Source organism: Priestia sp. YIM B13491 (assembly GCF_042787605.1).
Lineage (GTDB): Bacteria > Bacillota > Bacilli > Bacillales > Bacillaceae_H > Priestia > Priestia megaterium_E.
This window is the reverse complement of sequence record NZ_JBHZOR010000019.1, coordinates 1-25,776: the sequence shown is the minus strand read 5'-3', so window position 1 is coordinate 25,776 and position 25,776 is coordinate 1. Positions and strand designations below refer to the sequence as shown.

Sequence of the window (25,776 nt, the reverse complement as noted above, 5' to 3'; positions counted from 1 at the left end):
TAAGTAGTTTACCCACAATATACGAATGTTACTCATATATTGTAAATAACTACATGTTATGTAGTTTCAAAGAAGATACCTCATTAGAGAGTAACTTCTTCTTATTATAGAATAACAAGCTTTCAAAGAAAAGTCATGTAACTTGATTGATATACATATTTAACGCAAAATAAGTATAGAACACGGACTCTCTACAGAAGAAATTGTATTTATTAATAAACGATTTAACTATTTGTTGGATATAAGTATCACCGAAACTGTTATAGTATTTGAACAAGTAAAAGATGAAATTATTAAAAAGGCACAACAAGAGGTGTTGAAACTATCGGTTCCTGTCGTCCCCATTCAGGATAAAACTGCCGTTCTCCCACTAATAGGCTCTATCGATTCAGAAAGAGCTGAATATATCTTGGAGAATGTGATCTTGAAAATTATCGAAATGAAAGTAGAGTATCTGATTGTTGATTTTTCAGGTATCTTGAATATAGATACTATAGCTGAACGTTACCTCTTTGATATCTACAGTGTTCTTCGCTTACAAGGTATTGAGGAGGTCATGATGACAGGTATACGACCTGAACTTGCTCAAACTGTTGTTAGAAATGGCTTTGATTTCTCCTCTATTAAAACCTATGCAACGGTTAAACAAGCGATAGAAACTCAAAAAAGCTAGGAAATTAAGTTTCCCAGCTTTTTTGCATTAAGTTGATTTAGGATGTATATCATATGCGGAATTAGTATTTTATCGGTACTATCGCAAAACAACCCTAGAGTTATAACTCCAGGGTTACCTGAGTAATGATTACTCAGGTATAATAAACTTTATTTACTTTTTCAACAACGCTTCTAATTTCACAAACTCATCTTCATTTCTGCGTGTAGAGAAAACTTCTCTATTCCTCCTACAATCTTTTCAGTTCTAAATACTCTTTTAAGGTTTGCTGTAATGTCCCTTTGGCTTCTGCCTTGTCCTCAAAAGAGATTCCTGAGTGAATCATTGTCCTAACTAGGTCAGCACGTAAACCTGTAAGAATAGCTTCACATCCCATCATTGAAATTCCAGTTAATATTTTTTGGAAATGGTCAATGACATGCATCTCCATATTAGCAATTCCAGACAAGTCTATAATTAATGTTTGAATCTTTAAATCTGAGATACCCATCAATACTTTCTCCTCAATTGTTTGGATACGATTGAGGTCAATCATTCCAATCAACGGTAGTACAGATACGGATTGGCTAAGTGGTATAATGGGCACCGATAGATTTTCAACTAAGTCCCTTTGGGAGGCAATTAATTCATCTTTATACTTGGAATAACTAATGAGAAAAGTGTTAAGAAATTGATCAATCCGATCATTAATTCGTTGCTCTAAGGCAAAAAATTCTTCACGTCCGTTAAAATAGTCATTTATTCGATCATATTGATAGAGAAAATGCCATAATGTTCGCCTAATGGCCTGTACCCATTCTAGCTTGAAGGCAAGAGTTAAGGAGTGCTCTGCCCAAGCTATCCCTTCTTGCTGAGCGAAAGCAATGAGTTGTTCTTCTTTTTGCTCCACGACATATAGAGATAACTTTTGAGCATTTTTTAAAAGATCAATATTTCCAGTTTCTAAAATGTCATTAATCTTGGAGGCTACGTTAACTGCCTCTGATAAGAGTTTATCCTGGAAGTTCTGTTTGTTATCTTTAATAAAATCGGTCATTTTCTCTCTCTGATTATAAATATTCTCCATTTTGAATACGCCCCTTATTTGTTTACTGATTATTGTTATCCTTAATTAATACATATTCCCAAATGAGTTATTATTTATTTTTATTTTCATGCCTTGTACTACCTTCACTAAATATGTTTTAAATAAAAGAACAATAAGACTTTTATAATGAATCTTTAAACCTGGATATACCCATGGTCGTGCCCACTTTTTTCAACATGATAAAGGATCAATGGAGGTTATTTCCACTGGCTGCTATCCATTCAGATAGTTCATCAAAAATATTCTGCACTTGTTCTTTATTTAACGTGTCAACATTCTCCCATGCACTAGAAATATAAATCTCTAGATGATCAGGACAGGAAATGGATTCAGTAATAAGGGCTTTATAAAATAAAGGATTACCACCTTTATCTACTTCACCCTTACATCTATAGTTTTCAAACTTCCAACCATCTTTTGTTTTTTTAAAATGATAAAGGTCCTTATATCCCAACAGAGGGCTGTATATTTGCATTTTGAATCTAGATGCACTACTCAACTTCAGATACCTCCTACCTCCCCAAAAATCTCATTTTTAAATAAGATTCTTTGTATCTTTACCCCTAAAACATATATTTCATTTACATCTTTTATACCATATCTATCTGTAATTCCCAACTACGTTATATTGGTAATATATTTCCTAATCCCAATGTAACATTACACTTTTTGTTTTTTTTACAAATTTATTTCAATTTTAAAATCTTTATTTCAATTATTGAAGGTAATAACTTATAAATATACCCTATGTTAAAATGGATTAAACTTTAATTTGTAAAATTTCTTTAAATAGTGAGAAAGGGGTTTGGTGATACATGACAATAATAAAAATCAAAGAAATGTTAGAAACGTTATTACGATATGAAGATAGTGAAATCACTCATACCTTTTGTAATGGAAATCATACCTTTTCTCTCAGTTATTCTAAAAAACTAAAGAATTTTCAAGTGAAGAATATTAAAACGGGCCATATTGAACATTTTCCGGATGTGGAGACTACATCTTTAGCTTTGTATAGAGTAATAAGTATTGTGGAAAAAGAAGTCACTGAGTAATAATCCATTTTAAAGTTTACATAACAAGTATGATGTTTCTCTTTACTGTTCACCATATCAGTAGGCAGTAGAATGAATATTTGTAGACAGAAAAGCTCCTGAATAGGCATCAGGAGCTTTTCTATCTTTAGTTACCATAATGTACATTCTAAATACATACAAAAATCACTTAGATATGATATCGTAAGTATAAAGATCCATTAATTAATGTAAAGGAGGTAGAACATGGATACTAGTATAACTAAATGGCTTCCTGTTCCTTATTTTCAAATCAATCAGGAAGGTACAATTCTAAATGTTTCACACATAACCCACTCATATCCCCCCCTACATCTAATATATGGACGATCATTTATAAAGAAGACCGAAATAAAGCCATAGTAATGTTTTCACAGATTCCTAATTCTCATCCTATAACAAAACAACTCATTTTACAGACAAGTAACAAGTTATTGGGGAATTTTAAATGTACGATCCAATGGAAAGATGGTATAGGTCACCTCGTATGTACAGAAGTGAAAAGTAGTAAAGTTCTTGCACCTTTATCTATTTAAAACTCTTTAGTCAACACTCAAAAACGGTTAGAGGAATCAGAAAAACATTTAACCAAAGTTGCTAAAATAGTAAGTATAAAAAAACACTAATTATTTGTTTTTGCCTCACATGAATTTTTTAAATTTTAAAGATGCATTTCATATAAACCTTTAGGTGTAATCATGTTCATTATAAGACCCAAAACATATTTTTTATAAAATATGTTTTGGTTTCTATGATAAGGGTATAGTATTAAGACAGATTGAATTTTCAAGAAACATTCTTTTTTAAGTTTGTTTCTTTTTTTTGATAATTATAAAACGAATCATAAACAGTAAATTGAGCAAACTACTCAAGATGCAATAGAGCATTATCAACATAACATCTATATTTCAACGACTAGGAAAACTACTGTACAGGAGCAGTAGTTTTTTTCGTTTGAATATACGAATTTAGTTACCATACTTTGTTTTCTTGAAAATAACATATAAAAAATCTATTTATGGAAAAATAGAGGGATTTTTCTAGTCACAAGACTCTTCATTTTGATAAGGATTAGATTTATATCAATTGATTGAATCAGAATAAACAAACAAGAGCATGTTAAATATGGATGGTAGGTATAAAAAGTATATTTTCATAACATCTATAGGAGATCGCAAATGAATAATTATAATAATGACAATACTATAAGACGCTATATTGCTCATGTTAGTATATTTGGAACGACTCAAATCCATTTAAGAAACCCCTATATTATTGCTTGGTGGTCAGCAGCTTTTCCTGGTTTTGGACATTTACTACTGTCTAAATACCTTCGCGGCTTTGTGTTATTTATATGGGAGGTCACCATAAATATTAAATCTCATGTAAATTTGGCAATGATTTATTCTTTTCAAGGAAACATTGATATGGCCAAAGACGTGCTTAATACAAGATGGCTTCTTATTTATATTCCCGTTTATATTTTTGCTGTATGGGATAGTTACCGAACAACAGTTGATTTAAATAAAATATACGTGTTAGCTGAAAGAGAAAATCATCGGTTCAACTCCTTCAGTATAGGAGCCATGGAAATAAACTATTTAGATAAACGGAATCCCATCTTATCCGTTTTTTGGTCGGTATTAATGCCTGGCCTAGGACAACTCTATATTCATCGGATCATTGGTGCTTTCTTTGTCATCATTTGGGCAGTCGTTTTCTTTTATTATTCTCACCTACTTGAGGGTATTTCTCTGCTATTTTTAGGAGAAATACAACAGGCGACTTCTGTTTTAGATGCAGAATGGTTGTTGTTTTTCCCCTCTTTATATGGTTTTGCTATCTTCGATTCCTATATGAATACCGTGGAGAATAATAAACTTGTTGAAAGAGAGCAGAAAAACTTCTTCGAGAAAATGTATCAACACCCCGGCTTTCGTATTGGAAAAGGAAAAAAGGTGAAATGAACATATGCAAATTTTTTCTACATTTGAATACTCAAGTTATGTAGAACTAGCTATTTCCGAGTTAGAGGAAAAAGGAATAGGAAAAGAAGACACATTTATTGTTCCTCTCAATAATCGAACGGAAAACCGTCGGATTTTTGATAGCCTTCATCGAGCAGATGGGGTTTCTCTTATTGATTTAGGAATGGTTCTAGCCACAGCCTTTTCTGTTATTGGTGCGAGTATTGGTTTTAAACTAAGCTGGGGCCCTATTTATTGGGGGATTATTAGTGCTTTTATCGGATTTGTCTTAGGGCTAGGAATTAAACTATTTATGTTTAAAGTCATTAAGAAAAAGCAACGGCTTCTACGCGGTAAACATTCGGAAGTCATACTCATTGTTGATTGTCATGCTGTAGACGCCGAAGTGGTTGAACACATTTTGTGGAATAATTTAGCCTTAGGGGTTTCAAAAATTAGATCAGATGGTTTATAAAAACAAGTCATGAACGTACAATATAATGACCAGACATAAGATAAATTAACTTCTGCTTTTTTTGATTTTATGATAAGTGACGATTAATTTTATCTTTAAATGTATGTCTAGACATACATTTGAAGATAAGTTGAAGGCTATTGATTTGTACCTAAATAAGCGCAACTCATATAGGGAAACAGCCAAGTTAATAAGCGCAACTAAATCAGATATTATAAAATGGGTGGCATTGTATCAAAAACATGGAGAAAAGGGTTTACAGCCGACCTATACAAACTACTCTGTGAAGTTTAAAATGGACGTATTAACTTATATGGAAAAAACAGGAGCGTCTATTCGTGAAGCATCATATGTATTCAATATTCCTTCTTACTCAACGGTGGCGAAATGGAAAAGAACCTTTGAAGAACAAGGTAAGGATGGCCTGTTTCCTAAAAAGAGGAGTCGTCCAAAAATGAAGAAAAAGCCTACTAAAAATCTTGATACAGACAAGACAAATGAAGAGTTACTAAAGGAAAATGAATACCTACGAATGGAAATTGCGTATTTAAAAAAGTTAAACGCCTTAGTTCAAGCATCAAGGGAATCAAAGAGCGAGAAAAAGCCCAAATAGTGTTTGAATTAAGGCATGAGTATAAGGTCTTAGACCTTATAAAGGTAGCTAAAATCGCTCGTAGTACTTATTATTACTGGACGAAAGCTTTTAAGGGTCCTGATAAATACAAAGAGATGAAACAACTAATTAAGCATATTTTTCATGAGCACCAAGGTAGATACGGTTACCGTCGTATTACTTTAGAGCTGGGTAGACTAGGGTATTCTATTAATCACAAGACCGTATATAGACTGATGAAAGAATTAGGATTAAAGAGCCTCGTGCGACTCAAAAAATATCGCTCGTACCGTGGGAAAACAGGAAGGATCGCTCCTAACATTCTTAAACGCGACTTTGAAGCGTCTAAACCAAATGAAAAATGGGTCACAGATATTACAGAGTTTCATCTGTTTGGAGAGAAGCTTTATTTATCCCCTATTCTAGATCTTTTTAATGGTGAAATTGTCTCTTATCATATAGATAAACGGCCTGTTTTTTCTCTTGTGACAACAATGTTGAATGAGGCATTTAATCACTTACAAGTCGGAGAACGTCCAATACTCCATTCTGATCAAGGGTGGCATTATCAAATGACAAAATATCAGCATTTACTCAAAGAAAACAATATTACTCAAAGTATGTCCCGTAAGGGAAATTGTTTTGATAACGCAGTCATTGAAAACTTCTTTGGTCTCTTAAAATCAGAGTTACTCTATCTCCAAGAGTTTGAGAGTATGGAGCACTTTCAACAGGAATTAGAGAGGTATATTGTTTATTACAACCACAAACGAATAAAAGTAAAATTAAAAGGATTGACCCCTGTAGAATACAGAATTCAATCCTCATTCGCTGCTTAGATAAAGGGTCTAACTTTTTGGGTTCAGTTCAATACATAATGGGCAGTCTTTGTTGTAGTTGTTCTTCATAATTTGTATTAAATATAAATAAATATAAGCTCATTCTAGAAGTATATGTTTTACCTATCTAAAAGAAGGGAATAATAGGGTCAACTTGATAAAGGGAGTGATCTTATGCAAGCCGATATGACGGTCGAAGAAGTCAAAGCCCAAATCCAGTACTTAGGAACAAATGGACAATCTCTAAAAAAGAAAAAAGTAAAGCAAACACATCCAAAACTAATGAAAAATGCACTTTATTTTTTCCCTAGCTGGGAACATGCTATGGTAGAAAGTGGTGTAAATAGCATATAATAAGCAGAAACTCAGTCTTTTTTGACTGAGTTTTTTTATTAAATATGGAAAGCTTTTAAAGGGAAAAGAATGATGGGTGTGGAATACAAAGAAAAATGCTTGCACAAAGATAGGAGAGATAAAAGACATGAATTCTACATTTAATCAACTTTTATCAATGAAAAATCTACGTGACGTTCAAAAAACAGAAATTTTGGTGCAACTGGAACAAGCTTCAAAGAATAAAGATAAAGAAGCCCTCTTACGATTAACTAAACAGCTTCGAAGTATCTCATAGAATACCCTCTGTAATAGAATTAACTCACTAACAGGAAGCCTTTACATGAGAACAATAAAAAGCGACTTATCTATCCTAATTCGAACAGTAAGGTCGCTTATCCTATTTTTTATTCATATATCTACCCTTCCACTTTACAATATGGGTACATTTATCATGTTATATGTTCATCTTCTAACTGAATTACATCTTTGTCCTGAGATTGATTGAATAAATAAGTAAGGTATGAATGTAGTTCGAATCGGTCTTCATCAATAAAATTAGAAAACACCTGTTTATATTCTTTCAACATCTTTTCCTCCTTTATTTATGTTTCTTACTTCTATCATTACCTCTCTAGTAATCTCTTATACATACAAATTAATAATGTACGTATTGATTGTATTAACTTGTATGTACGAAGTTGTATGTAACACAACACAGAGTTAAGAAAAGTTCATTCTTTCTTTCTGTATGGGCCCCACCTGCGCCAAATACAACGATAGCCACGCATGCTATCCACCTGATTTCATTATAACAGATAGCGCTTACATTATAAATAGTTATATCTGTAATTATAAAAAGTGATTATACTATTTTTATGGTCCTGGTGCGAAAACCATTTGATAGAGACATAGAACCTACATAGTCTGTTCCATTCCAGATTATGATGAAATTCCAAACAACTTATGTATGAATTCAACTTCATTTTGGGCAGACTTCACCTGTCGGTGAAGTTGTTCTTTTTTCACCATATGCATCACTTCAATGCCACTCAATATAGAAGTAGCCGTTTCATATGACTTAAATCCCAACATAGAACGCACACGTTTCTTAATGAAACGGTGATCTTGTTCCACGATATTATTGAGATATCGAACTTGCCTTATTTTTATGCCTTGAGGCATATGTTTCTCTTCTTTTAACTCTTGAATCGCCACAGGATAGGCTGGGTTTTTGTCCACTGTTATAACACGCGGTTTACAAATATGAGAAGCAGCCAAGGCTTTCTTGAAAAAGCGCTTGGCTGCTTTTTTGTCTCTTGATTTACTTAGATAAAAATCAATGGTATTCCCTTCTGAATCGACCGCACGATATAAATACATCCATTGCCCTTTTACCTTGATATACGTATCATCAACTCTCCAGGAGTCATTTGTTATCTTAAGGTGATGTCGTACTCTTTCATCTAATTCAGGTCCATATTGATGAACCCAACGCATAATGGTCGTGTGAGCGATAGATAAGCCTCGCTCCTCCATCATTTCCACCAAATCACGAAAACTTAGGTTGTACCGTAGGTACCATCTCACCGTTAGTAAAATAATATCAGGCTGATAATGCTTCCATTTGAACAAAACTTCTTTTTCCATACCGATCACACACCCTTTTTAGACTGATAGTATCAGTATGTCCAAGATTTAGAGATTCATTGCAATTATCTTGAAGTTTTTGCACCAGAACCCAATTTCTTAAAAGGTAAGTGAAAGGTAGATTGATATATTAAAAGAAGTGAAATTATGGGTTTTTCTACATTTCATTCAAAGAACAAAGGATTTATAAGGAAAGTGTTTTATCATTTACTTAACAGTGTAGATTCTCCATGTATTTTTCTTTTTTACCATCTATATAATGACTCCATTTTTCATCTTGTCCAATATAATTCTCAAATGTAGCGTTTTTTCACTTCAATTTGGCCTCCACATTCAGCTGCCCTTTGTTTTGCAATTGATTCTGTAAATGAAGAGTAAATAAAGAAAAGCCTCCTTTTAAATAAAGAGGGCTCTTAATTTTACTTTTGTGGGAATAAGAATGTTTGTCTAAACTTTCGTGCAGGATATTTCTTTCCATCCTTCATAACTCTAAAGGGTTCTTCTTTCCATGTTACAACTACTTCAATGTTTTTTGAGTCAACCGAAATAGGTTGATTTTGATGATGGAAGAAATTCTGTGATTCAGGTATTTCAAATGTAATTAATTCGCTTTTAGTATTTGTATTTGGCTCATCTCCATAGATTTCTACTGTAGCGTCATAAACATTTGAACCTAGGTTACTCACGTCGATACTATAGGTATTAAACTCATCATTATCCTTTAAGTTCTTAACATCGGGTTTGTCTATCTTTACTTTCCAATGGTCTGATGATTGGGACGTAGGAAGTTTTTCCGGTGTATAAGCGTAAGTATTAACAGAACCAAAAATGATTGAACATAAACAGCTACCAACAATTAAAATATGTGCTTTCTTCATTATAGATTCCTCCAAATTAAAAGATAAGAGTATTATTCTTCCAATTAGAGCTAATATACGTAATTTGTAATGGAGTATTTTACTTTACCCATGGACAGATTGAAACTCATTCAAATAATCTTTTCTGGAAAAACTAAAGTTTGGGAATTAAAAGAATATATATTCTTTTAATGGTAAATCTAAGAAAAAATTGATGTAGGAGATTTTATATGGAAAAATTAATTTCTGCGGAAATGGGTAAACTTTGGGCTACATATATGGGCAATAGCATGTCTACATGTATTCTAAGTTACTTTCTTCAACATGTTGAAGACCAAGACATAAAAAAATTATTGGAAAATGCACTAAACTTAAGTAAAGAATTTCAGAAAACCATAAAAGATATTTTCATAAAAGAGAACTTTCCTATTCCACATGGTTTTACAAAAGAAGATGTTAATCTTGATGCTCCAAAATTATTTGAAGACGAGTTCTATGTACATTATTTAAGATATGTAACTAAAGTAGGACTTAGTCTTTACAGTGTAGGAATACCGTTAATGTATAGAGAGGATATAAGGAAATTTTCCCTTCATTGTATGGAATCAACTATAAAATTGGGGGAACAGATCAAAGATATTTCAATAAATAAAGGGTTGGTTATTAAATCGCCTATTATTCCGACACCACAAAAAGTAAATATAGCACACAAAAATTATTTAAAAGGTTTTATTGGAGATGTTCGACCTTTACATGCATTAGAAATTGCCCATTTATACGATAATCTAGAGACTAACGTGGCAAGCAAAGCCTTAGTAATGGCATTTAGTCAAGTGACAAAAACGAAAAAGATTCGAGAGTTATTTATAAAAGGAGAAGAACTTACTTATAAAGCGATTGAAGGCTATATAAAAAAACTTCACGATGATAACTTGCCTTCTCCGGAATTAATTGATCATTTAGTGACCACTTCAACATCTTCTCCTTTTTCCGATAAATTAATGGTATTTCATAAAATGGATATGTTTTCGATGAGAGTAAGAAATTTTGGAAATTCAGTAGCTGTAAACGGAAGGCGCGATTTAGCGCTAATGTATGCAAATTTTTTAAAGGATATATCAGGATTTGTTAATGATGCAGCTGATATCATGATAGAAAACGGATGGATGGAAACACCACCCGAAGCTGCGGATAGAGAAGACTTATCTTCAAAGTAGGGACTACACAGTTGTCAATGGTAGGCGGGCCGGGGGAGGCATTAAGGAATTGACAATGTCTTTATACGAAGACCCTCTTGGCACTCGAACAATCGTGTTTGAGTGCCAACCGGAGAGAGAGCCCCTTCACTTTCGTTTACCATACCTATTTTCTCCTAGCAGTATTCTGGACCATGCATTTGTCCTCTGTTTCCGCATTTCCTCATGCAACCGACAGGCTCGTTACCAAGCATGCCGTTTCGAACAGAGATTCCCTTTGCGTCTAGATGAGTAGCGTTTGCTACACTGTAAGAAAGCGACTTCTTGTCGCACCATAATTTGATTTCTCGGTAATAAAACTGAATATTAATAGCCACATCTAGAATTAGATGTGGCTATTATATGTACATAAAAGCCCCAATTATTAGCTTCTGTCTAACAATTGAAGTGCAGTCCAGCATGAAGGTAGTTTTCTCTGGTACTATTAAGAAATCCGAGCATAGATCCATGATTTGCGGATTATCTTAAAGATTCTGTGAATGAATTTGCATAATCAACAGCTTGATGTAAACTAGAAAAACTTTTGATACCTTTCACTTCTATGCCTAATCTGACCATGATTTGAGCAATTTCTGCACGCATTCCACTTATAATGACGTTAATTCCTAAAAGTTTTAGTGCTGCTATTACTTTGAAAAGTTGATCAGCTACCATTGTATCAATAATGGGGACGGCAGATAGATCAAAGATTAGCCATTTTAATTTGTACTCCTTTCCTTTATCTAAAGCATTTTCCATTAAAATCTGTGCTCTTTTTGTATCTAAATCGCCTACTAAGGGAAGAATTCCTATTTCTTCTGTCATGCGGACAACTGGAATAGAAAGTTCATCAATAGCATACTTTGCATGATTTATCTTTTCTGTATAACCTTTTACATATGATTTACTTACCCATTGAATAGCATCATCCACAACAGTATTAAAATGAGAAGTTATGGAGTGAAAAGTATCTAAAGAAAATTGGTTATCTTCCCCTTTTTCTTTAATGATTTCTCCAATTTCATTTCGATAAAAACTAATTTCCTCTAAAGCAAGGTTTAATGGAAGACCATGATTCACTAATAGATCAGCTATGTTTTCTCCCCACTTTTTTATAGTATCGATAGCTACATCTTTTTCCATCAAAATGGATTCCCCATAAATTGTAATAAGATCAACGCGGAAATTTGTTAGCTCTGTATAAATATGATGAGTATCTGCAAGTTCTTGTCTTTTTGTTTCAGCTAAACCTTCTTTTTTTTCGAGAATTGTAGCTCTAATATCCTTTAAATCCTCACTTTGAACACTTTGCATAAATCTTAACTCCTTTGATATTGCTTATATAATAAAAACATTTTTCATTCTTTTCATCTTAATAAAAAACTCACTAATAGATGAATATTAGGACCCAGAAACAACACGTATTGATTGCTGAATTGCTTACCTCTTCCCCATATAGTGATTATGTAAACCAAATATGAATAAGGTATACATCAAACAACAGAAAGCAACTACTGTCTGAGCCCCAGTAGTTGCTTTCAATTGTTTGGATGTTATGCAATTCGAATCTAAGGTTTGGTACCTTACAGTATCTTGATGAGTTTACTTCAGATATTAATTATTATTTATTTTTATAAATGATTAAATAAAAAAAACAAATCTTCAAAAAGATATGTTTCTTTTTACATTCCAATCCAACTTTTTTTGAAAAATAGTTTTGCTTATTATATCTTATGTAGTCAAATCTCCACTTTTCTTCAAAACCGATTATTTCCTTTTTTAATCTCTTCTGTAGATATACATTTTACAAGTTATTTACGATTAATTTTATCAAAAAATAAACAAATTTCGTTTACCATTCTTCTAACGAAAAGTATCAAAATAAATAGAAATATTGTCGAAATTTTGGCGTTTATACAGTCACTCGTACTACGTTTCAAATAAAAAAACACTGGGTATATAAAAAATATGGAATTAAATGTAAGGATATGTTTGCGTTTACTTCAATTTTAAGGAGATGGGAGAATGGGAATAACAAAAAGAGTTGTCGGAACTTTTTATTCGGAGCAAGAAGCGCTGTTCACAATTGAGGGGTTAAAACGTCAGGGATGTCGTGAAACAGATATAATGGTGGTAGCAAAAAATAGAAGTGATACTCTGCGATTGAGAGCTGAAACCGACGTGATGATAGAAGTCGGTACACCAGCAGTAAGTTCGTTAGCAGGTGTGATGATGGACAGTTTTCTCACCATGATGACAGGTGGAGTGACTCCTGTTAAACAAGCCAGTGATCTAACTTCAAAACTTGTTAGAATGGGGGTTCAAAGTTCTACTGCGAAGCAGTGTGAAATGGATGTGAACAAAGGGAAAATTCTTGTTATGATTGATACAGAGGAAACTCAAACGATTCCTTCATATGATACGATTAGAGAGATTCAATACGAGAGTGAAGAACAAAAATCTGTCCAACTACGTGAAGAACAACTCGATGTAAGAAAAGAACGCGTCCAGATCGGTGAAGTACAACTTCGTAAGGAAATTGTGGAAGAACTACGAACTATCCAGGTTCCTGTTATCCGTGAGGAAGTCTATGTAGAAAGACGTCCGGTCATAGACGGTCAGTACGATGGCAGCCCATTGACAGAGAATGAAATCATCCGTATTCCTATTACAGAGGAACGAATTGAGGTGACGAAAAGACCTGTAGTCGTGGAAGAAGTAGTCGTTGGCAAGCGTAAAATTCAAGAGACAAAAGAAATGAAAGACACTGTTCGAAAGGAAGAAGTACGAATCGAACAATCAGAACTTTCTGACTCCGAAGTCTATCAAAATAGGACTAATTACGTGGACCAAAGTTATGCAGAAGTGGCTGCAGCACCTGCTCCTGACATTCCAAAAGAGGAAAAGGTTACACTTTCAACTAACAAGAAGCAGGAATCCCAACTTAAAGTGACAACTTCTCCTGTTGTGGAAGAGCTTCAAGAGGCTGCAGTCTCAGTAAACAATCAAAAGCAAGAAACTCAAGCTAAAGGTACCAATTCTCCTGCTTCTGAAGGGGAAAATAACAATGGAGCTTCAACAAACAAGAACAGGAAGAAGAAATAAAGTAAAGGCTCGTTATATTTTATGGTAGAGGGAACTGTTGAGAAGGTTTAAGGAAGGGCTGCCCGTTTGGACTGGCAGCTTTTTTTCTTCATTTTAGTAGCTCTTTTTCATAAAGTAATTCTCTCTTTAACGTGTCAAAGTCTTTTTCAGCTACTTTTTCAATCTCACCAAATAATTCATCACCTTTGATTAATCCTTTTTCTTCTAGTACTTCTACTAACACTTTAAATCTTATCCTAGATAACACAACCTCATTTACAGCGTTAACCATCAACTTCTGATCTTCTGTAAGTTCTTTTTCTTTGGCTGGTTCTTGTTGTAACTTAATTCTAAATACGACTTTTGTGTCATCTGATATCTCTGCTGCTTGATAGAAAGTACTGTGTGAAATATTTTTCATTTTAAGTTTTTCATTTGTATCAACAATAGTAAGTTCAAAATTTGGGCTCTCAAAAAATAAGTCATATAAGTTATACTCTTTTTTTCCTATAACCGAAAATGCAAAACCAATCTTTTTTAGCTGCTCACCTGTAGTGGAATGTGTAATTGTTTTTTCTTCAAAATTTTCAACGTTAAATTCAATATTATTGATAATTAATTGTTCTAGTTTCAATTCAACCACCTCTTTATCTATATTAATACGACGAGTCTTAAAAGATTCCCTGTTTTCTCAAAATAAAAAAGAACACTGATGAATCAGTATCCTTAAAGGGAAATTTAATTAAATCTTTCTACTCTTGGTTTTCGATATTCTCTAATTGAGAGATAAGTCAATGTTTCTAATCTTCTAGACACTTTTATAGTTCTTTTACTGGTTACTATTTCTTTAAATTCAAACCAACCTTCATGGCTTGAAATTTATTGTTTTAAAACGTCTTCATTCTCTGCCTTAATAATAGCAGGTTTAGAGCTACCATTCTTTAAAAAAATCACCTGTTTTTCGTAAGTGCTTGCCACTGATGATACGTCATGGAATCAAAGAGCTCTAAACCTTATAGTATTGCTTATTTCTTAAATCAGTATTTCTATCAAAATAAAAAGCACCTCAATTAATAGATGCCTATCTTTATTATTCTTATTTTTCTTCTGTAACCATAAATTGTACCACATTATTTAAATTGATATGCACTAGCTCTTTTTCATTCGAAATGAATCTTTCATCTTTTGTTATATGACTAATGACTTCTTTCTTTGATTTGGCTTGAAATTTTAATTCCTTTGTCCTGCCATTTATAAATTCAAAAATAACTTTAAATTTTAGCATAGGTGTAGCACCTCTTTATCTACTTATTATTCATGTTTCATTAATTCTTCTTCAAAGAAAAAAGTACTTGGATATTCATTGACCGTATAAGAGTATCTTTTCATGTTTTTTACATAATGACTTTTTAAGATTGTTACTAATTCGTTCGATACTCTTATATTTACTATTTCTCCATTAGTAAATATTTTCATGCTCATGGTCCTCATCCTCTCTCGTATCAAAAATAATAAAAATTTTACTTTCATTTATCTTAAGACATAAATTAAATCTCCTAAGATTCTTTATTTTTACCCAGTTCTTTTGCCTGATATTTTTTTAGTTCTTCACAATCATAAGGATTAACAATTAAAGTTTCCGTGTGGTTCTTATAATGGAGCTGAGAAAGGTTTACATCAATTCGTATAGGTTTTCTGATATATGTGTTAAAAAAGTAGGCAACCTTCCTTCGATAGTTGGTTCACGAAGGGAGAGTTGTATGTTGACACCTTACGGTGTGATAAACCTCAATACCTACTAATGAAGTACATAGTCATAAAACAGTAAGAGATTATTTTCTATACTTTTTTTCACGCCATACTGTTTCTTTTCTGCCTCTACTTCTCTTACGCTCCGTTTTTGCCTTTTCATTACGAAGTGGTGCCACTTCAGTTAATTGGACAGGGGCCATATTGGATTCTTTTGTTAAGAGCTTTAAAGTGGCTGACAATAAAGTAACAGAATCCACTTCTTCTAATAACTTTTCCGCCACAGGTTTATATTCCCCGAACTCTCTTTTGTCGATGGTGTTCAAAACGCGGTGTATGATTGCTTCCTGACTTCCTGCCATTACTTCACTAGAAGTGGGAGGCGATTGTCTAGACATCTTTGTTTTCGTAACATCTTCAATCACTTTTAAGTGATGACGTTCTCTCGAAGTTATAAATGTAACCGCCAATCCCTTATTACCTGCCCGTCCTGTTCGACCAATACGATGAACATAGCTTTCAGGATCCTGAGGAATATCAAAATTATAGACATGACTGACACCTGTAATATCAAGTCCTCTTGCTGCAACGTCGGTTGCGACCATAATCTCAATCGTATGATCCTTGAATTGACGAATCACATCGGCACGTTTTGATTGTGTAAGGTCTCCGTGAATGCCTTCTGCTGCATACCCACGTTTTTTTAGCCCTTCAGCAAGTTCATCCACACGTTTTTTTGTTCGTCCAAACACAATAGCAAGGTCTGGTGCTTGAAGATCTACAAGATTACAAAGAACATCAAACTTTCGATTATCTGGAATTTCCACATAACGTTGCTCAATATTCTTTACTGTTAACTCCTTCGCTTTTACTCTCACGAGTTCAGGAGTGTTCATAAATTTCTGGGCTAAACTTTGTACTTGCTTCGACATGGTTGCTGAAAATAGTAAGGTTTGATGGGGAGAAGAAATCCCACCAAGGATTGTTTGGATATCTTCAATAAAGCCCATGTTTAACATCTCATCTGCTTCATCCAGAACAGCCGTACGAATATGATTTAAACGAATCGTTCTTCTTTTCATATGGTCCATAAGACGTCCAGGGGTTGCCGAGATAATATGCGGTCTGTTCTTGAGGGCCTTGATTTGACGATTAATGTCCTGCCCCCCATAAATGGGTAATGTTTTAACTCCTTTTACCTGTCCAATTCGATTTAATTCCTCAGCTACTTGAATCGCCAGTTCACGCGTCGGCGCTAGAACGATTCCCTGAATCGCTTCTTCATCAAGCTCAACTCGCTCAATAAGGGGTATACCAAAAGCTGTTGTCTTTCCAGTCCCGGTTTGAGCTTGTCCAATTAGATCTTTACCCGTCATAGCCATTGGAATAGCTTCAGCCTGAATTGGCGTAGCCTCTTCAAAACCCAAGTTATGAATGGCCTTTTCAATGTCCTTACTTAAGTGAAAATCAGAAAAATTTTTCAACTGTTTCGTGCTCCTTCTTTTACTCAAATTCAGAAATGAGAAAAGTACTCTTTAACCAGAGATGTTACTTATTCATTCCTGCGTATTGTAAATCAGTGTTATTATCAATGGAAGTCTTGTTCTAACTTATCTGTACAAGACGAATTCATGCCTTATTTTATCCGCGCTTCCGTGTATTTATAAATTCTTATAGGATCTATAAAATGCGGTTTAATTTAGAAAGATAGGGGTCCTGATATCTCTTTTTTAAAAGGTAAACTATTTAGAAGGAATGATGTAGTTAAGTATTATAACCATAGGAAGAAAGGTCAAGAACCCTTACCTAAAGAACGAACAGAAATTTGGGAATATCAATCAGAAGAGTCTAATGGTTGGATGAGAAAAAACTTCTCTTATGAAAATCATCAAAAGTGTCCTTTATGTGGCCATAAAATGAGAGCTCGAGAACGGTTTTTAGATGAGTCTCCTAATCCCCATTAAAAATAATTCATACCCACATTTTTGTGTAAATCACCAAAAACTTCTGATTTTTTTAACTACAATTAAACTCTTTAACAAATTGATATCCTTATTTGCTTTATATTTCCAGTGTATGTTTTAACTAGTCTACATCTTGTACCGTTCGTTTTGTCTAAAAAACCAGACTTTTAAGTCTGGTTTTTCTAGCTAGTGGAATTAAAAGTAAAAAAGACTCCCAGGTGGAGTCTTTTTACTCATTTTGATTATGCTACTTTATGAACGTTAGCAGCTTGTGCTCCACGTTGACCTTGTTCGATATCAAACGTTACTTTTTGACCTTCGTCTAACGATTTAAAGCCTTCACTTTGAATAGAGCTGAAATGTACGAATACATCGTCTCCGCCTTCGATTTCGATAAAACCGAAGCCTTTGTCTGCATTAAACCATTTCACTGTACCTTGTTCCATAATATTGCCTCCTAGTGTGGAATACTCCACACTTATATTACTACCCTTGTCCAACCATACTATCTTAAGATGAAAATTTCTATGGAAGAGATTTCTCTTCTCTTAATCCTACACCGAACAAAAATAATTAACTTAATCGTAACATATAAAACCGAATATAGCAAATACAGGAAAAATGACCCTTTCAAGCGTGAAATCCTATTGTAAAAAGATTAATTTAAGATCTACTAGGAGTAAATAAATTCAATTGACTTTCCACATATGTAGCTTACATACAAAATAGTAAGCGTGTTAAGAGCCCTGCTGTTTTTGTGTAGATGAAATTTTTTATAAAATGGATATCTTGGGTACAATACAGGGTATATACGTGGTAGAGGGGGGATCGTTTGAGACTGAAGGATGGAGACTTTTATACAGATAGTAGAAACGGTAAGGTATATAGATTAAATGAAGATGACAAGGGCAGCTGGTATGTGAGTACGCATGAAGATAATGATAAACTGTCTAGAACATCGGGGCGTGATATGATGAAATTGTTAAAGAGTTTTTATACCAAAATGAACAAAAGTTGAACATTCATAGCTCTGAAAAACTACCGGCCCTAGTCATCATTTAGAGGAGGTAGTTTTTTGTTCGCAATATATTAAAAAAATAGTGGCTCAAAACCTGTTGAAAAGGTACAGGTTTATGAGCACCATTACATAGCTAGGACTGAAATAATGCTAATGCTTTAATGAAACTGAATTTTTTCACACCCTTTTCCTTTTATTAAGAAAATACATTCACACATGTATGACAATTGTCATATTAACTACTTGACGTTTATATCTTTTAATACCAGCTACTATGTTCTACTATAAATGTAAAGAAGAGCTGTATATTAAATATGGTAAAGATGTAAGGAGGAACACATGAGCAAACAAAAAACGACTGAATTAAGAAAAAATGTAGCACCTTTTGAAAAATCCAATACGAAATCGAGTATAAAGCAATTAATAAACACATTCCTACCGTTTTTACTACTTTGGTTTCTAGCTTATAAAAGTTTGTCCGTTTCTTATTGGCTAACACTGCCATTAGCTATTGTTACAGCCGGGTTCGTCGTCCGAATCTTCATTATTTTCCATGATTGTTGTCATCAATCATTTTTCAAAAGCCGAAAAGCAAATAATATCCTTGGTACAATCAGTGGGGTTATCACCATGTTTCCGTATGAACAGTGGAAACGAAGCCACTCGATTCATCATGCTACGAGCAGCAACTTAGATAAACGAGGAACTGGTGATGTGTGGGTCATGACAGTTGATGAGTATATTGCAGCTTCCTACTGGGGCAGGTTAGCTTACCGAGTTTACCGCAATCCAATTGTTATGTTTGGCTTAGGTCCCATCTATCTTTTCTTCGTTTCTAACCGATTGAATCGAAAAGACGCGAAGAGAAAGGAACGTTTGAACACGTATTTGACCAATTTCTCAATTGTTACGGTGTATGCACTTTTATGTTGGAGTATTGGTTGGCAAGCTTTTCTGCTCGTTCAAGCTCCCATCCTTTTTGTAGCAGGTTCACTTGGAATTTGGCTATTTTACGTACAGCATCAATTTGAGGATTCCTACTTTGAAAGAGAAGAAGAGTGGGATTACGTGAAGGCTGCGGTTGATGGTAGCTCCTATTACAAGCTCCCTAAAGTTTTACAATGGGTAACAGGTAATATTGGTTTCCATCATGTACATCATTTGGCTCCAAGAGTTCCCAACTATAATTTAGAAAAGGCGCATGAGTCTACGCCACCATTACAGAAAGCAACAACCATTACACTAAGCACAAGCTTGAAGTCCCTTCGTTTTCGACTTTTAGATCAACAAAATAAACGGTTTGTAAGCTTTAAAGAAATTAAGCATCTCGTAGACAATAAAAAATCGCGTGTGAATTTGAATAACAAAAGACCAAACCTCGATAAAAATTGAATATCCATACGATAAAATCATTCAATTTTAATAAAAAAATACCTGGACGAGTTGAACTATAATCCGAATAAGGGTCACTACATAAAAAGTGTCCCTTATTCGGACTTTTTCACTTGAGCACTTTGTGAGATTTTCTTACTAATAAATCATTTCTTTTCGTCTTCTAGTATCATCAATCATGAAGTTATGTTTTTTGTAACAAAAGTGGAGAAGGTAGTTGAAAAAATATCGAGATATTGGTATTATAACTATTGTTTTTGCAAAAGACCTTGAAGAGAATCTTATGGAAATTCAAAATTGGAGAAAATAAAAGAGAATAAAGAAGAATTGCTTAAAGATAAACAAGCAGTTGAAAACTTATAGAAAAACGCCATGAAAATATAAAGCTAGCTTAACACAGCTAGCTTTATTTGTAGTTTATAGAGCTAGTTACTATAAAGCGAGTTCTTGAAATTAAAGAATTAATAACAATGACTCTTACTACCTTAGGAACAATCAAATTATCTAAAAAATCTAATTATGTAGCTCATATTTTAAATGTTAAAATAATGAAAATTACCTTTTTAGATAAGGTAAGATCGGAGGACAAAATTCAATGAATAATTTGCACTTTCTAGGAGAAAAAATCGTAGAAAAAAAGTATGAAATTGCGCATAAAGTACATACAAATAGAATGGTAGACCTTAAACAAACAAGAAATTTCAATCTTACAAATGAAAAAATTATTGAAATGAGAGCAAACTTCATCAACCATTTTGGAGAAGCAATCATGTTAAACCTCGATCAAAATACAAGTTTCGATCGAATATTGAAATGGGGCAAAGAGTCAGGAGAATTGGCATCAAATCTAGGGGTTTCTCTGAGTGAGGCTTTAGAGACCACAAGTTATTATCGGAAATTTATATGGGAAGTACTTAAAGAAGAAATAAAAAAACACAACATGCCGATAGACACGGCATTTGAATTAAGCTCGATTATTGATCCTTTATTAGATAAAGCTGTTTATGCTTTTAGTTTGACTTATGTTAATTTCCATCATGAAACATTAAAAAAAGCAAAGAGTGCCTTCCTTGAATTATCCGTCCCTATGGTCCCTATCACAAAAGGAATTGCTATACTCCCTCTAATTGGAGAGGTAGATACGGAAAGAGCCACTCTCTTACTAGACGAAACGTTGAAGAAAGCAAATGAATTGAAGTTATCTCACCTTCTATTTGATCTCTCTGGTGTTATGATTGTGGACACTATGGTTGCCCATCAAATTTTTAAAATCATTGAGGCATTAGATTTACTTGGGGTAAAAACCATGTTAATTGGTATCCGTCCTGAAGTTGCTCAGACCATGATACAACTTGGAATTAATTTTAGTAAAATAACTGTAAAATCAAACCTCGAACAAGCACTTCTTAGTTTGAATTTAATCATAGATACGTTAGAATAAATATTCTCACCTAATGGTGTATGAATTGAATTTTATTTACCTTCAAAAAACCACTTAACGCCAGACAAGTTATCGATAATGATAAGCTAACTTAATACCATAAAGCATTAAACTGTCAATCTATTGGTGGATTTTTCATTTTACTTTTATTGGTATTTATTATTTAAAGAAGCGCAAACCGCATGTGGTTTGTGCTCCTTTGATTATATATTATATTCACCTTAATTTTCCTGCTCAATTTCTTCTAATAAATCTTTAATCTGTTTACATAAATTAATTCCCAAATTCAACATTTCGATTTCTTTTAACATCAAATTAGCTCCCTTATGAATAAATTATAAAAAGTTCTACCTTAAAGAGGAAATGGACTTTGAGACTTTAAAATATTTATCCTTGTTAAGGGGCACTGAATAAGCATGATATATTGGTAGGTATAAAAGTGAAAGAGATAAGCAAAGATGAATACTTAATGTATAAAACTAAGTTTCAATCTTTTGGAATCAACACATAAATTTTTATACAATTTTGCAAATATACGATGTTATTTAACAGCTTGTTTTAATTCTTTTCCTGCTTTAAAAGCAGCCACTTTCGAAGCAGGAATATCTACTTCTTCACCTGTTTGAGGATTACGACCTGTTCGTGCTGCACGGTCCCGCACTTCAAATGTCCCAAATCCAATCAGTTGGATTTTTTCTTTCTTGGCAAGTGTGTTATAAATTGTTTCCAGTAGCGCATTTACAGCTTTTTCAGCATCTTTCTGTGTTAGTTCTGCTTTTGTTGCAACAGCCCTAACTAGTTCCATTTTATTCATATTCAAACACCTCCTCCTATTATTTTAAATTAGTATGTAGAGATGTTAACACAGCTTCTACACACTTCTTACCTTATCACATTAGATAGAAAGTCAAAAAACCCTTTTCCTATTAGCGATAGAAACTCAAAAAAGCTAGGAAGTTAAGTTTCTCAGCTTTTTTGCATTAAATTGATTTAAAATGTATATCCTATGCGGAATTAGTATTCTATCGATACTATAGCAAAACAACCCTAGAGTTATAACTCTAGGGTTGTCGTAGTAATGATTACTCAGATAAAATAAACTTTATTTACTTTTTCAAAACGATTTTAATTTCACAAACTCATCTGCATTTCCGTGTATAGAGAAAACATCTCTATTCTTCCTACATTCGGTGGAGTTCTAGATATTCTTTTAATGTTTGTTGTAACGTCCCTTTTGTTTCTGATTTGATTTACTAGTGTGGTTTGACAGCCATGGATCTGGATCAGCATCTTTTTATCTATAAGGAAGAGTAACGCACACTATTCTGCGGAGCCCGTTCCTTGCCGATACGATTATAATGTGTAACATATAAAAATATCAAAGGGGAAGTCAAAATGACAAGTTCTTATTTTATTGTAAATGGATCATGGCAAGGAAACCGCGAGGGTAATGGAATTATTCGTTTACCAGGAGGATCGAACCTTGAAGTATCGGTCCCGAAGGAACTCGACGGACCTGGCATCGGCACTAATCCTGAGGAACTGCTTATTTCCTCAGCGAACAATTGTTACATGATTACACTTGCAGCTATGCTTAGTAACAGGAAAATAGAAGTGGAAAAACTTGAGGTTTCATCCGAGGGCGTTGTCGAAAAGGTAGACGGAAAGCTGCAGTTCAAACAAATAATTCACAAGCCGGTAATTTCGATTAAAACCGATTCAAGTATTACTGTGGAAAAATTAGAAGAAGTTTCTGTCCGGGCAGAAAAGGAATGCTTCATCAGTAATACCTTAAGAAAGAGTATTGAAATCTCGGTACAGCCAAAAGTAATAGTATTATAATAGTTACATATAACATTATGGCAACATGGTGTCATGCACCGCCAAAAGCCAATTTACTTAGATACATTTTTTCTCAATTTATTATTGAGAAATCTCGTTTTTTGTTGGTTTGGATAAAAGACAGTTCATATTCCTATTCCACGGTAGGGCATTTTAATTGAGTAAGACAAATAAAAAGTCGATTCCTTTAATATAAAGGAAATCGGCTTTTTTTAGCTGGAGTATTTCCTTAGCGTACAAAATTCGATTTTTGTGGGCGCCCCCCCTAATAAAAAAGAAAGCTATCCCATTATTACTTTTCTAAAAAATGGGATAGACTTTTTAAAAAATAGACACCTAAAAAAATCACTACTGTAGCCTTTATGAAGGAAATAGGAATGAAAGAGACGATATTTTATAATAGGGTAAAAGCTTACGGGGCAAGGCAGTAATCCCCTTTTGTATTTCTATGGTGTTAGACATGCTAGCAAAATAGTTGATGCTTGCTATTTGTAGTTATTCCAATGCAAGCAATAGGTTACTTGTCTTTTTTCTAAACTGAATATCTCGACTCTGAGCCCATTCATAGAAAAACTTCTAGACATCACTTAAGAAAGTAGTAATTCACTTAAGTTCACACATATAGCTCTGGTAAAAACACTTTAATCCAAAAAAGCATCCTGAAAGGATACTTAAAAGTTAGCTTGTAAAGCCTCAATTTTCTTCTTAAGTTTTTGGCTTTCTTCCTCTAATTCAATGATTCTATCTTGAAGTTCTTTATTACCCCAGTTGTTTTCCAGCTCTTCAGATAATTCCATTCGCATTTTATGGATTTCAATTCGTTGTTTAGCCATCTCTTCTACTTCTTTATTTAATTGGAATTGTTCGTATGGATTCATATGTATTCCTCCTTTATTTTTACTTTCAACATAAACAGGCAATCCCTTTAAAATAAAGTCCAGTGAGTGTTTCCCACAAACATAGTGACGGCCCCGAACGCACTAGCAATAAAGCTAAAATTCCATACAGTTCGCATCCAAACTACCAAAGATCCATATGTCTTTCTAAAGGCTACTTCACGCATAAAGATGAGATAAAGTACTGTAAACCCATATACACCAAATGCTACCCATTGAAAATTTTCTTGAATTTGAGGGGCTACTAAGGCAACTGCTACTAAAGCTACGGTGAAAATGAGGTTCACAACCATAAAAAAGCTGACAAAACGCATCCACTTAAACCCTTTCTCATACAGTTTACCTGCATCTTGGTCTTCTTGTTTTAATTCTTCCATCATTCATTTCCCCTAGTATTTAGTTTTTTTCTATTATAGTACGGGATGTTAGTTTCATTTTTAGATTGCTAGCATTAGTGTTAGGGAGATTAGCCGCAAGTATTTTGAAGTTTTCACATTAGAACTCCATATCGTATTTAATTAAAAGCAGTCAATTATCTCCTATAAATAAAAAGACAGTTTACAAGTACAAACTGCTCCTTTGCTGACTACTTAGACTGAAGAATTGCTTCTTTAACATACACTTTGTAATCAATAATTGCATCCTCCATTATGGGCAGTTTGCTTTCTGAATTGATATATCCAGCTAATGGTTTAGTGCTTGCCTCAAAATAAGGGAGTTCTTCGTCAAGAGAAAACTTAATGCTGTTTTCATCTAGTGATAGCATGCCAACTATGGCGTCAGTACTTATTTCTTCTAAAGACAGTTCCTTTGCTGAAATGATATTTATAGTGCCCACACATGTTAAGTCCACTACTTTAAAGCCTTTATCTAACAGTTCTTTCACTAAATCTTTAGGCATCTAACCCCCTCCTTAATACTTACTAATTTTCGACATAAAAAGAGGGATTCCTTTAGAATAATGCCCAGGGAGTATTGCACATGAATATACATAAATAAAAGAGCAGTTTACAAATGCAAATTGCTCTTTATTATATTTTTATCATCACTTTCACTATTATTAATCAAACATTGATGGTTATACCTTAATATCCAGATTTAACCCTTTTACTCCTATTTTATAAATTTTAAATAAGAGACTGATACTGATAAAATACGTATGCATTAAAAGGTATAACGTATTTATCACTCCTTTATAAGGTATACTATAATGAGAGGAGTAGTGATGTTAGTATGTATTATTACGGCAAAAAAAATCAAGAACCTTTAGCTCAAGAACAAACAGAGGTTTGGGAATGTACAGTAGAAGATTGTAAGGGCTGGATGAGAAAAGATTTCTCTTACGACAATCACCAAAAATGCCCTTTGTGTGGAAATCACATGGAAGCTGGAGAACGGCTTATTAATAAAATCCCCCTTAATCCCCACCGAAGATAATTTATACCAACGCTATCACATAGATTAAAAATTACTACTATATTATTTAATTGAAAATATAGTTAATTTATTTACATTTGCTTTCTATTTCTATTGTATGTTATAACTAGTTATACCTTGTATCGATCGTCTTGTCTAAAACCCAGGCTTT

The 25,776-nt window shown here is 33.6% G+C and carries 28 protein-coding genes; 15 read left to right on the top strand and 13 right to left on the bottom strand.

Features of this window, described 5'->3' with window-relative positions; translation table 11 throughout:
* Positions 1 to 232 precede the first annotated feature (232 nt).
* Entirely contained in the window at positions 233 to 673 is a 441-nt protein-coding gene (locus tag ACFX4E_RS27045; protein ID WP_377259750.1) for an STAS domain-containing protein, read from the top strand.
* Positions 674 to 902: 229 nt separating this feature from the next.
* Here the strand turns inward: ACFX4E_RS27045 and ACFX4E_RS27040 are convergent, their stop codons facing one another.
* Together ACFX4E_RS27040 and ACFX4E_RS27035 are read right to left on the bottom strand one after the other, a co-directional pair.
* A complete protein-coding gene (locus tag ACFX4E_RS27040; RefSeq protein WP_377259747.1) occupies positions 903 to 1,739 on the bottom strand; it encodes an STAS domain-containing protein in 837 nt (278 codons plus the stop codon).
* Positions 1,740 to 1,947: 208 nt separating this feature from the next.
* The gene (locus ACFX4E_RS27035) at positions 1,948 to 2,259 is read right to left on the bottom strand and encodes a hypothetical protein (RefSeq protein ID WP_377259744.1); all 312 of its coding nucleotides are present in this window, start codon (positions 2,257 to 2,259) and stop codon (positions 1,948 to 1,950) included.
* A 316-nt stretch (positions 2,260 to 2,575) separates the two neighbouring features.
* Between ACFX4E_RS27035 and ACFX4E_RS27030 the strand changes: the two genes are divergently transcribed.
* The 6 genes from ACFX4E_RS27030 to ACFX4E_RS27005 all read left to right on the top strand — a co-directional run bounded on the left by ACFX4E_RS27030 (position 2,576) and on the right by ACFX4E_RS27005 (position 7,358).
* Positions 2,576 to 2,815, top strand: coding sequence for a hypothetical protein (locus tag ACFX4E_RS27030; RefSeq protein WP_377259742.1), 240 nt, complete (start codon positions 2,576 to 2,578; stop codon positions 2,813 to 2,815).
* A 1,196-nt stretch (positions 2,816 to 4,011) separates the two neighbouring features.
* On the top strand, positions 4,012 to 4,800 hold the full coding sequence (locus tag ACFX4E_RS27025) for a hypothetical protein (protein WP_377259739.1): 789 nt from the start codon (positions 4,012 to 4,014) through the stop codon (positions 4,798 to 4,800).
* A 4-nt stretch (positions 4,801 to 4,804) separates the two neighbouring features.
* Complete coding sequence (locus ACFX4E_RS27020) at positions 4,805 to 5,275, top strand: hypothetical protein (protein WP_377259736.1); 471 nt, start codon at positions 4,805 to 4,807, stop codon at positions 5,273 to 5,275.
* A gap of 103 nt (positions 5,276 to 5,378) precedes the next feature.
* A protein-coding gene (locus tag ACFX4E_RS27015) for an IS3 family transposase (protein WP_377259781.1) occupies positions 5,379 to 6,727 on the top strand; the annotation gives its coding sequence in 2 pieces (ribosomal slippage) (positions 5,379 to 5,838 and positions 5,838 to 6,727; 1,350 coding nt in all).
* 174 nt (positions 6,728 to 6,901) lie between these two features.
* Positions 6,902 to 7,081: a hypothetical protein gene (locus ACFX4E_RS27010; protein WP_025751503.1), complete on the top strand. Its 180-nt coding sequence runs from the start codon at positions 6,902 to 6,904 to the stop codon at positions 7,079 to 7,081.
* 127 nt (positions 7,082 to 7,208) lie between these two features.
* A complete protein-coding gene (locus tag ACFX4E_RS27005) occupies positions 7,209 to 7,358 on the top strand; it encodes a hypothetical protein (protein ID WP_230185353.1) in 150 nt (49 codons plus the stop codon).
* A 644-nt stretch (positions 7,359 to 8,002) separates the two neighbouring features.
* On the opposite strand, the gene ACFX4E_RS27000 is transcribed toward ACFX4E_RS27005, so the two are convergent.
* Together ACFX4E_RS27000 and ACFX4E_RS26995 are read right to left on the bottom strand one after the other, a co-directional pair.
* On the bottom strand, positions 8,003 to 8,710 hold the full coding sequence (locus ACFX4E_RS27000) for an IS6 family transposase (protein ID WP_377259733.1): 708 nt from the start codon (positions 8,708 to 8,710) through the stop codon (positions 8,003 to 8,005).
* A 419-nt stretch (positions 8,711 to 9,129) separates the two neighbouring features.
* Positions 9,130 to 9,588: a hypothetical protein gene (locus tag ACFX4E_RS26995; RefSeq protein ID WP_061860421.1), complete on the bottom strand. Its 459-nt coding sequence runs from the start codon at positions 9,586 to 9,588 to the stop codon at positions 9,130 to 9,132.
* Between the two features lie 209 nt (positions 9,589 to 9,797).
* Between ACFX4E_RS26995 and ACFX4E_RS26990 the strand changes: the two genes are divergently transcribed.
* On the top strand, positions 9,798 to 10,784 hold the full coding sequence (locus ACFX4E_RS26990) for a DUF3231 family protein (RefSeq protein WP_377259730.1): 987 nt from the start codon (positions 9,798 to 9,800) through the stop codon (positions 10,782 to 10,784).
* 498 nt (positions 10,785 to 11,282) lie between these two features.
* Here ACFX4E_RS26990 and ACFX4E_RS26985 read toward each other — a convergent pair whose 3' ends face one another.
* The gene (locus ACFX4E_RS26985; RefSeq protein WP_377259727.1) at positions 11,283 to 12,116 is read right to left on the bottom strand and encodes an STAS domain-containing protein; all 834 of its coding nucleotides are present in this window, start codon (positions 12,114 to 12,116) and stop codon (positions 11,283 to 11,285) included.
* A gap of 711 nt (positions 12,117 to 12,827) precedes the next feature.
* On the opposite strand from ACFX4E_RS26985, the gene ACFX4E_RS26980 reads away from it, so the two are divergent.
* Positions 12,828 to 13,907 (top strand): YsnF/AvaK domain-containing protein, encoded by a 1,080-nt coding sequence (locus ACFX4E_RS26980; RefSeq protein WP_377259724.1) that lies wholly within the window; start codon positions 12,828 to 12,830, stop codon positions 13,905 to 13,907.
* 88 nt (positions 13,908 to 13,995) lie between these two features.
* On the opposite strand, the gene ACFX4E_RS26975 is transcribed toward ACFX4E_RS26980, so the two are convergent.
* The 3 genes from ACFX4E_RS26975 to cshA form a co-directional block, all read right to left on the bottom strand.
* The gene (locus tag ACFX4E_RS26975) at positions 13,996 to 14,520 is read right to left on the bottom strand and encodes a hypothetical protein (RefSeq protein ID WP_377259721.1); all 525 of its coding nucleotides are present in this window, start codon (positions 14,518 to 14,520) and stop codon (positions 13,996 to 13,998) included.
* A 462-nt stretch (positions 14,521 to 14,982) separates the two neighbouring features.
* Positions 14,983 to 15,171, bottom strand: a complete 189-nt coding sequence (locus ACFX4E_RS26970) for a hypothetical protein (protein WP_377259718.1) — start codon at positions 15,169 to 15,171, stop codon at positions 14,983 to 14,985.
* Between the two features lie 547 nt (positions 15,172 to 15,718).
* Positions 15,719 to 17,119, bottom strand: a complete 1,401-nt coding sequence (gene cshA, locus ACFX4E_RS26965) for a degradosome RNA helicase CshA (RefSeq protein ID WP_377259715.1) — start codon at positions 17,117 to 17,119, stop codon at positions 15,719 to 15,721.
* Between the two features lie 237 nt (positions 17,120 to 17,356).
* On the opposite strand from cshA, the gene ACFX4E_RS26960 reads away from it, so the two are divergent.
* Positions 17,357 to 17,599 carry a cold-inducible protein YdjO-related protein gene (locus ACFX4E_RS26960; RefSeq protein ID WP_162215385.1) on the top strand — a complete coding sequence of 81 codons (243 nt, stop codon included), beginning with the start codon at positions 17,357 to 17,359 and terminating at the stop codon, positions 17,597 to 17,599.
* 242 nt (positions 17,600 to 17,841) lie between these two features.
* On the opposite strand, the gene ACFX4E_RS26955 is transcribed toward ACFX4E_RS26960, so the two are convergent.
* A complete protein-coding gene (locus tag ACFX4E_RS26955) occupies positions 17,842 to 18,045 on the bottom strand; it encodes a cold-shock protein (RefSeq protein WP_047934552.1) in 204 nt (67 codons plus the stop codon).
* A 386-nt stretch (positions 18,046 to 18,431) separates the two neighbouring features.
* Between ACFX4E_RS26955 and ACFX4E_RS26950 the strand changes: the two genes are divergently transcribed.
* From ACFX4E_RS26950 to ACFX4E_RS26940, 3 genes are all read left to right on the top strand, one after another.
* The gene (locus ACFX4E_RS26950) at positions 18,432 to 18,617 is read left to right on the top strand and encodes a hypothetical protein (RefSeq protein WP_034652964.1); all 186 of its coding nucleotides are present in this window, start codon (positions 18,432 to 18,434) and stop codon (positions 18,615 to 18,617) included.
* Between the two features lie 339 nt (positions 18,618 to 18,956).
* On the top strand, positions 18,957 to 20,009 hold the full coding sequence (gene desA / locus ACFX4E_RS26945) for a Delta(5) desaturase DesA (protein ID WP_377259711.1): 1,053 nt from the start codon (positions 18,957 to 18,959) through the stop codon (positions 20,007 to 20,009).
* A gap of 595 nt (positions 20,010 to 20,604) precedes the next feature.
* Positions 20,605 to 21,450 (top strand): STAS domain-containing protein, encoded by an 846-nt coding sequence (locus ACFX4E_RS26940; protein WP_377259708.1) that lies wholly within the window; start codon positions 20,605 to 20,607, stop codon positions 21,448 to 21,450.
* Positions 21,451 to 21,991: 541 nt separating this feature from the next.
* Here ACFX4E_RS26940 and ACFX4E_RS26935 read toward each other — a convergent pair.
* Positions 21,992 to 22,264, bottom strand: coding sequence for an HU family DNA-binding protein (locus ACFX4E_RS26935; protein WP_116079361.1), 273 nt, complete (start codon positions 22,262 to 22,264; stop codon positions 21,992 to 21,994).
* A 581-nt stretch (positions 22,265 to 22,845) separates the two neighbouring features.
* Between ACFX4E_RS26935 and ACFX4E_RS26930 the strand changes: the two genes are divergently transcribed.
* Positions 22,846 to 23,292, top strand: a complete 447-nt coding sequence (locus tag ACFX4E_RS26930) for an OsmC family protein (RefSeq protein ID WP_377259705.1) — start codon at positions 22,846 to 22,848, stop codon at positions 23,290 to 23,292.
* 671 nt (positions 23,293 to 23,963) lie between these two features.
* Here ACFX4E_RS26930 and ACFX4E_RS26925 read toward each other — a convergent pair.
* The 3 genes from ACFX4E_RS26925 to ACFX4E_RS26915 form a co-directional block, all read right to left on the bottom strand.
* Complete coding sequence (locus tag ACFX4E_RS26925; protein ID WP_377259702.1) at positions 23,964 to 24,170, bottom strand: hypothetical protein; 207 nt, start codon at positions 24,168 to 24,170, stop codon at positions 23,964 to 23,966.
* Between the two features lie 47 nt (positions 24,171 to 24,217).
* On the bottom strand, positions 24,218 to 24,568 hold the full coding sequence (locus ACFX4E_RS26920; RefSeq protein ID WP_377259699.1) for a hypothetical protein: 351 nt from the start codon (positions 24,566 to 24,568) through the stop codon (positions 24,218 to 24,220).
* A 206-nt stretch (positions 24,569 to 24,774) separates the two neighbouring features.
* Positions 24,775 to 25,089, bottom strand: a complete 315-nt coding sequence (locus tag ACFX4E_RS26915) for a hypothetical protein (protein ID WP_214989314.1) — start codon at positions 25,087 to 25,089, stop codon at positions 24,775 to 24,777.
* Between the two features lie 332 nt (positions 25,090 to 25,421).
* On the opposite strand from ACFX4E_RS26915, the gene ACFX4E_RS26910 reads away from it, so the two are divergent.
* On the top strand, positions 25,422 to 25,625 hold the full coding sequence (locus tag ACFX4E_RS26910; RefSeq protein WP_377570903.1) for a cold-shock protein: 204 nt from the start codon (positions 25,422 to 25,424) through the stop codon (positions 25,623 to 25,625).
* Positions 25,626 to 25,776 lie beyond the last annotated feature (151 nt).

Excerpts from the sequence above, each read along its gene's own strand:
- ACFX4E_RS26930 (WP_377259705.1), top strand. The coding sequence starts at position 22,846 with ATGACAAGTTCTTATTTTATTGTAAATGGATCATGGCAAGGAAACCGC.
- ACFX4E_RS26915 (WP_214989314.1), bottom strand. The coding sequence starts at position 25,089 with ATGCCTAAAGATTTAGTGAAAGAACTGTTAGATAAAGGCTTTAAAGTA.
- ACFX4E_RS26985 (WP_377259727.1), bottom strand. The coding sequence starts at position 12,116 with ATGCAAAGTGTTCAAAGTGAGGATTTAAAGGATATTAGAGCTACAATT.
- ACFX4E_RS27040 (WP_377259747.1), bottom strand. The coding sequence starts at position 1,739 with ATGGAGAATATTTATAATCAGAGAGAGAAAATGACCGATTTTATTAAA.
- ACFX4E_RS27010 (WP_025751503.1), top strand. The coding sequence starts at position 6,902 with ATGCAAGCCGATATGACGGTCGAAGAAGTCAAAGCCCAAATCCAGTAC.
- ACFX4E_RS26935 (WP_116079361.1), bottom strand. The coding sequence starts at position 22,264 with ATGAATAAAATGGAACTAGTTAGGGCTGTTGCAACAAAAGCAGAACTA.
- ACFX4E_RS27020 (WP_377259736.1), top strand. The coding sequence starts at position 4,805 with ATGCAAATTTTTTCTACATTTGAATACTCAAGTTATGTAGAACTAGCT.
- ACFX4E_RS26955 (WP_047934552.1), bottom strand. The coding sequence starts at position 18,045 with ATGGAACAAGGTACAGTGAAATGGTTTAATGCAGACAAAGGCTTCGGT.
- ACFX4E_RS27000 (WP_377259733.1), bottom strand. The coding sequence starts at position 8,710 with ATGGAAAAAGAAGTTTTGTTCAAATGGAAGCATTATCAGCCTGATATT.
- ACFX4E_RS26910 (WP_377570903.1), top strand. The coding sequence starts at position 25,422 with ATGTATTATTACGGCAAAAAAAATCAAGAACCTTTAGCTCAAGAACAA.
- ACFX4E_RS27025 (WP_377259739.1), top strand. The coding sequence starts at position 4,012 with ATGAATAATTATAATAATGACAATACTATAAGACGCTATATTGCTCAT.
- ACFX4E_RS26980 (WP_377259724.1), top strand. The coding sequence starts at position 12,828 with ATGGGAATAACAAAAAGAGTTGTCGGAACTTTTTATTCGGAGCAAGAA.
- ACFX4E_RS26995 (WP_061860421.1), bottom strand. The coding sequence starts at position 9,588 with ATGAAGAAAGCACATATTTTAATTGTTGGTAGCTGTTTATGTTCAATC.
- ACFX4E_RS27030 (WP_377259742.1), top strand. The coding sequence starts at position 2,576 with ATGACAATAATAAAAATCAAAGAAATGTTAGAAACGTTATTACGATAT.
- ACFX4E_RS26970 (WP_377259718.1), bottom strand. The coding sequence starts at position 15,171 with ATGCTAAAATTTAAAGTTATTTTTGAATTTATAAATGGCAGGACAAAG.
- ACFX4E_RS26990 (WP_377259730.1), top strand. The coding sequence starts at position 9,798 with ATGGAAAAATTAATTTCTGCGGAAATGGGTAAACTTTGGGCTACATAT.
- ACFX4E_RS27005 (WP_230185353.1), top strand. The coding sequence starts at position 7,209 with ATGAATTCTACATTTAATCAACTTTTATCAATGAAAAATCTACGTGAC.
- desA (WP_377259711.1), top strand. The coding sequence starts at position 18,957 with ATGAGCAAACAAAAAACGACTGAATTAAGAAAAAATGTAGCACCTTTT.
- ACFX4E_RS26925 (WP_377259702.1), bottom strand. The coding sequence starts at position 24,170 with ATGAATCCATACGAACAATTCCAATTAAATAAAGAAGTAGAAGAGATG.
- ACFX4E_RS26920 (WP_377259699.1), bottom strand. The coding sequence starts at position 24,568 with ATGATGGAAGAATTAAAACAAGAAGACCAAGATGCAGGTAAACTGTAT.
- ACFX4E_RS26940 (WP_377259708.1), top strand. The coding sequence starts at position 20,605 with ATGAATAATTTGCACTTTCTAGGAGAAAAAATCGTAGAAAAAAAGTAT.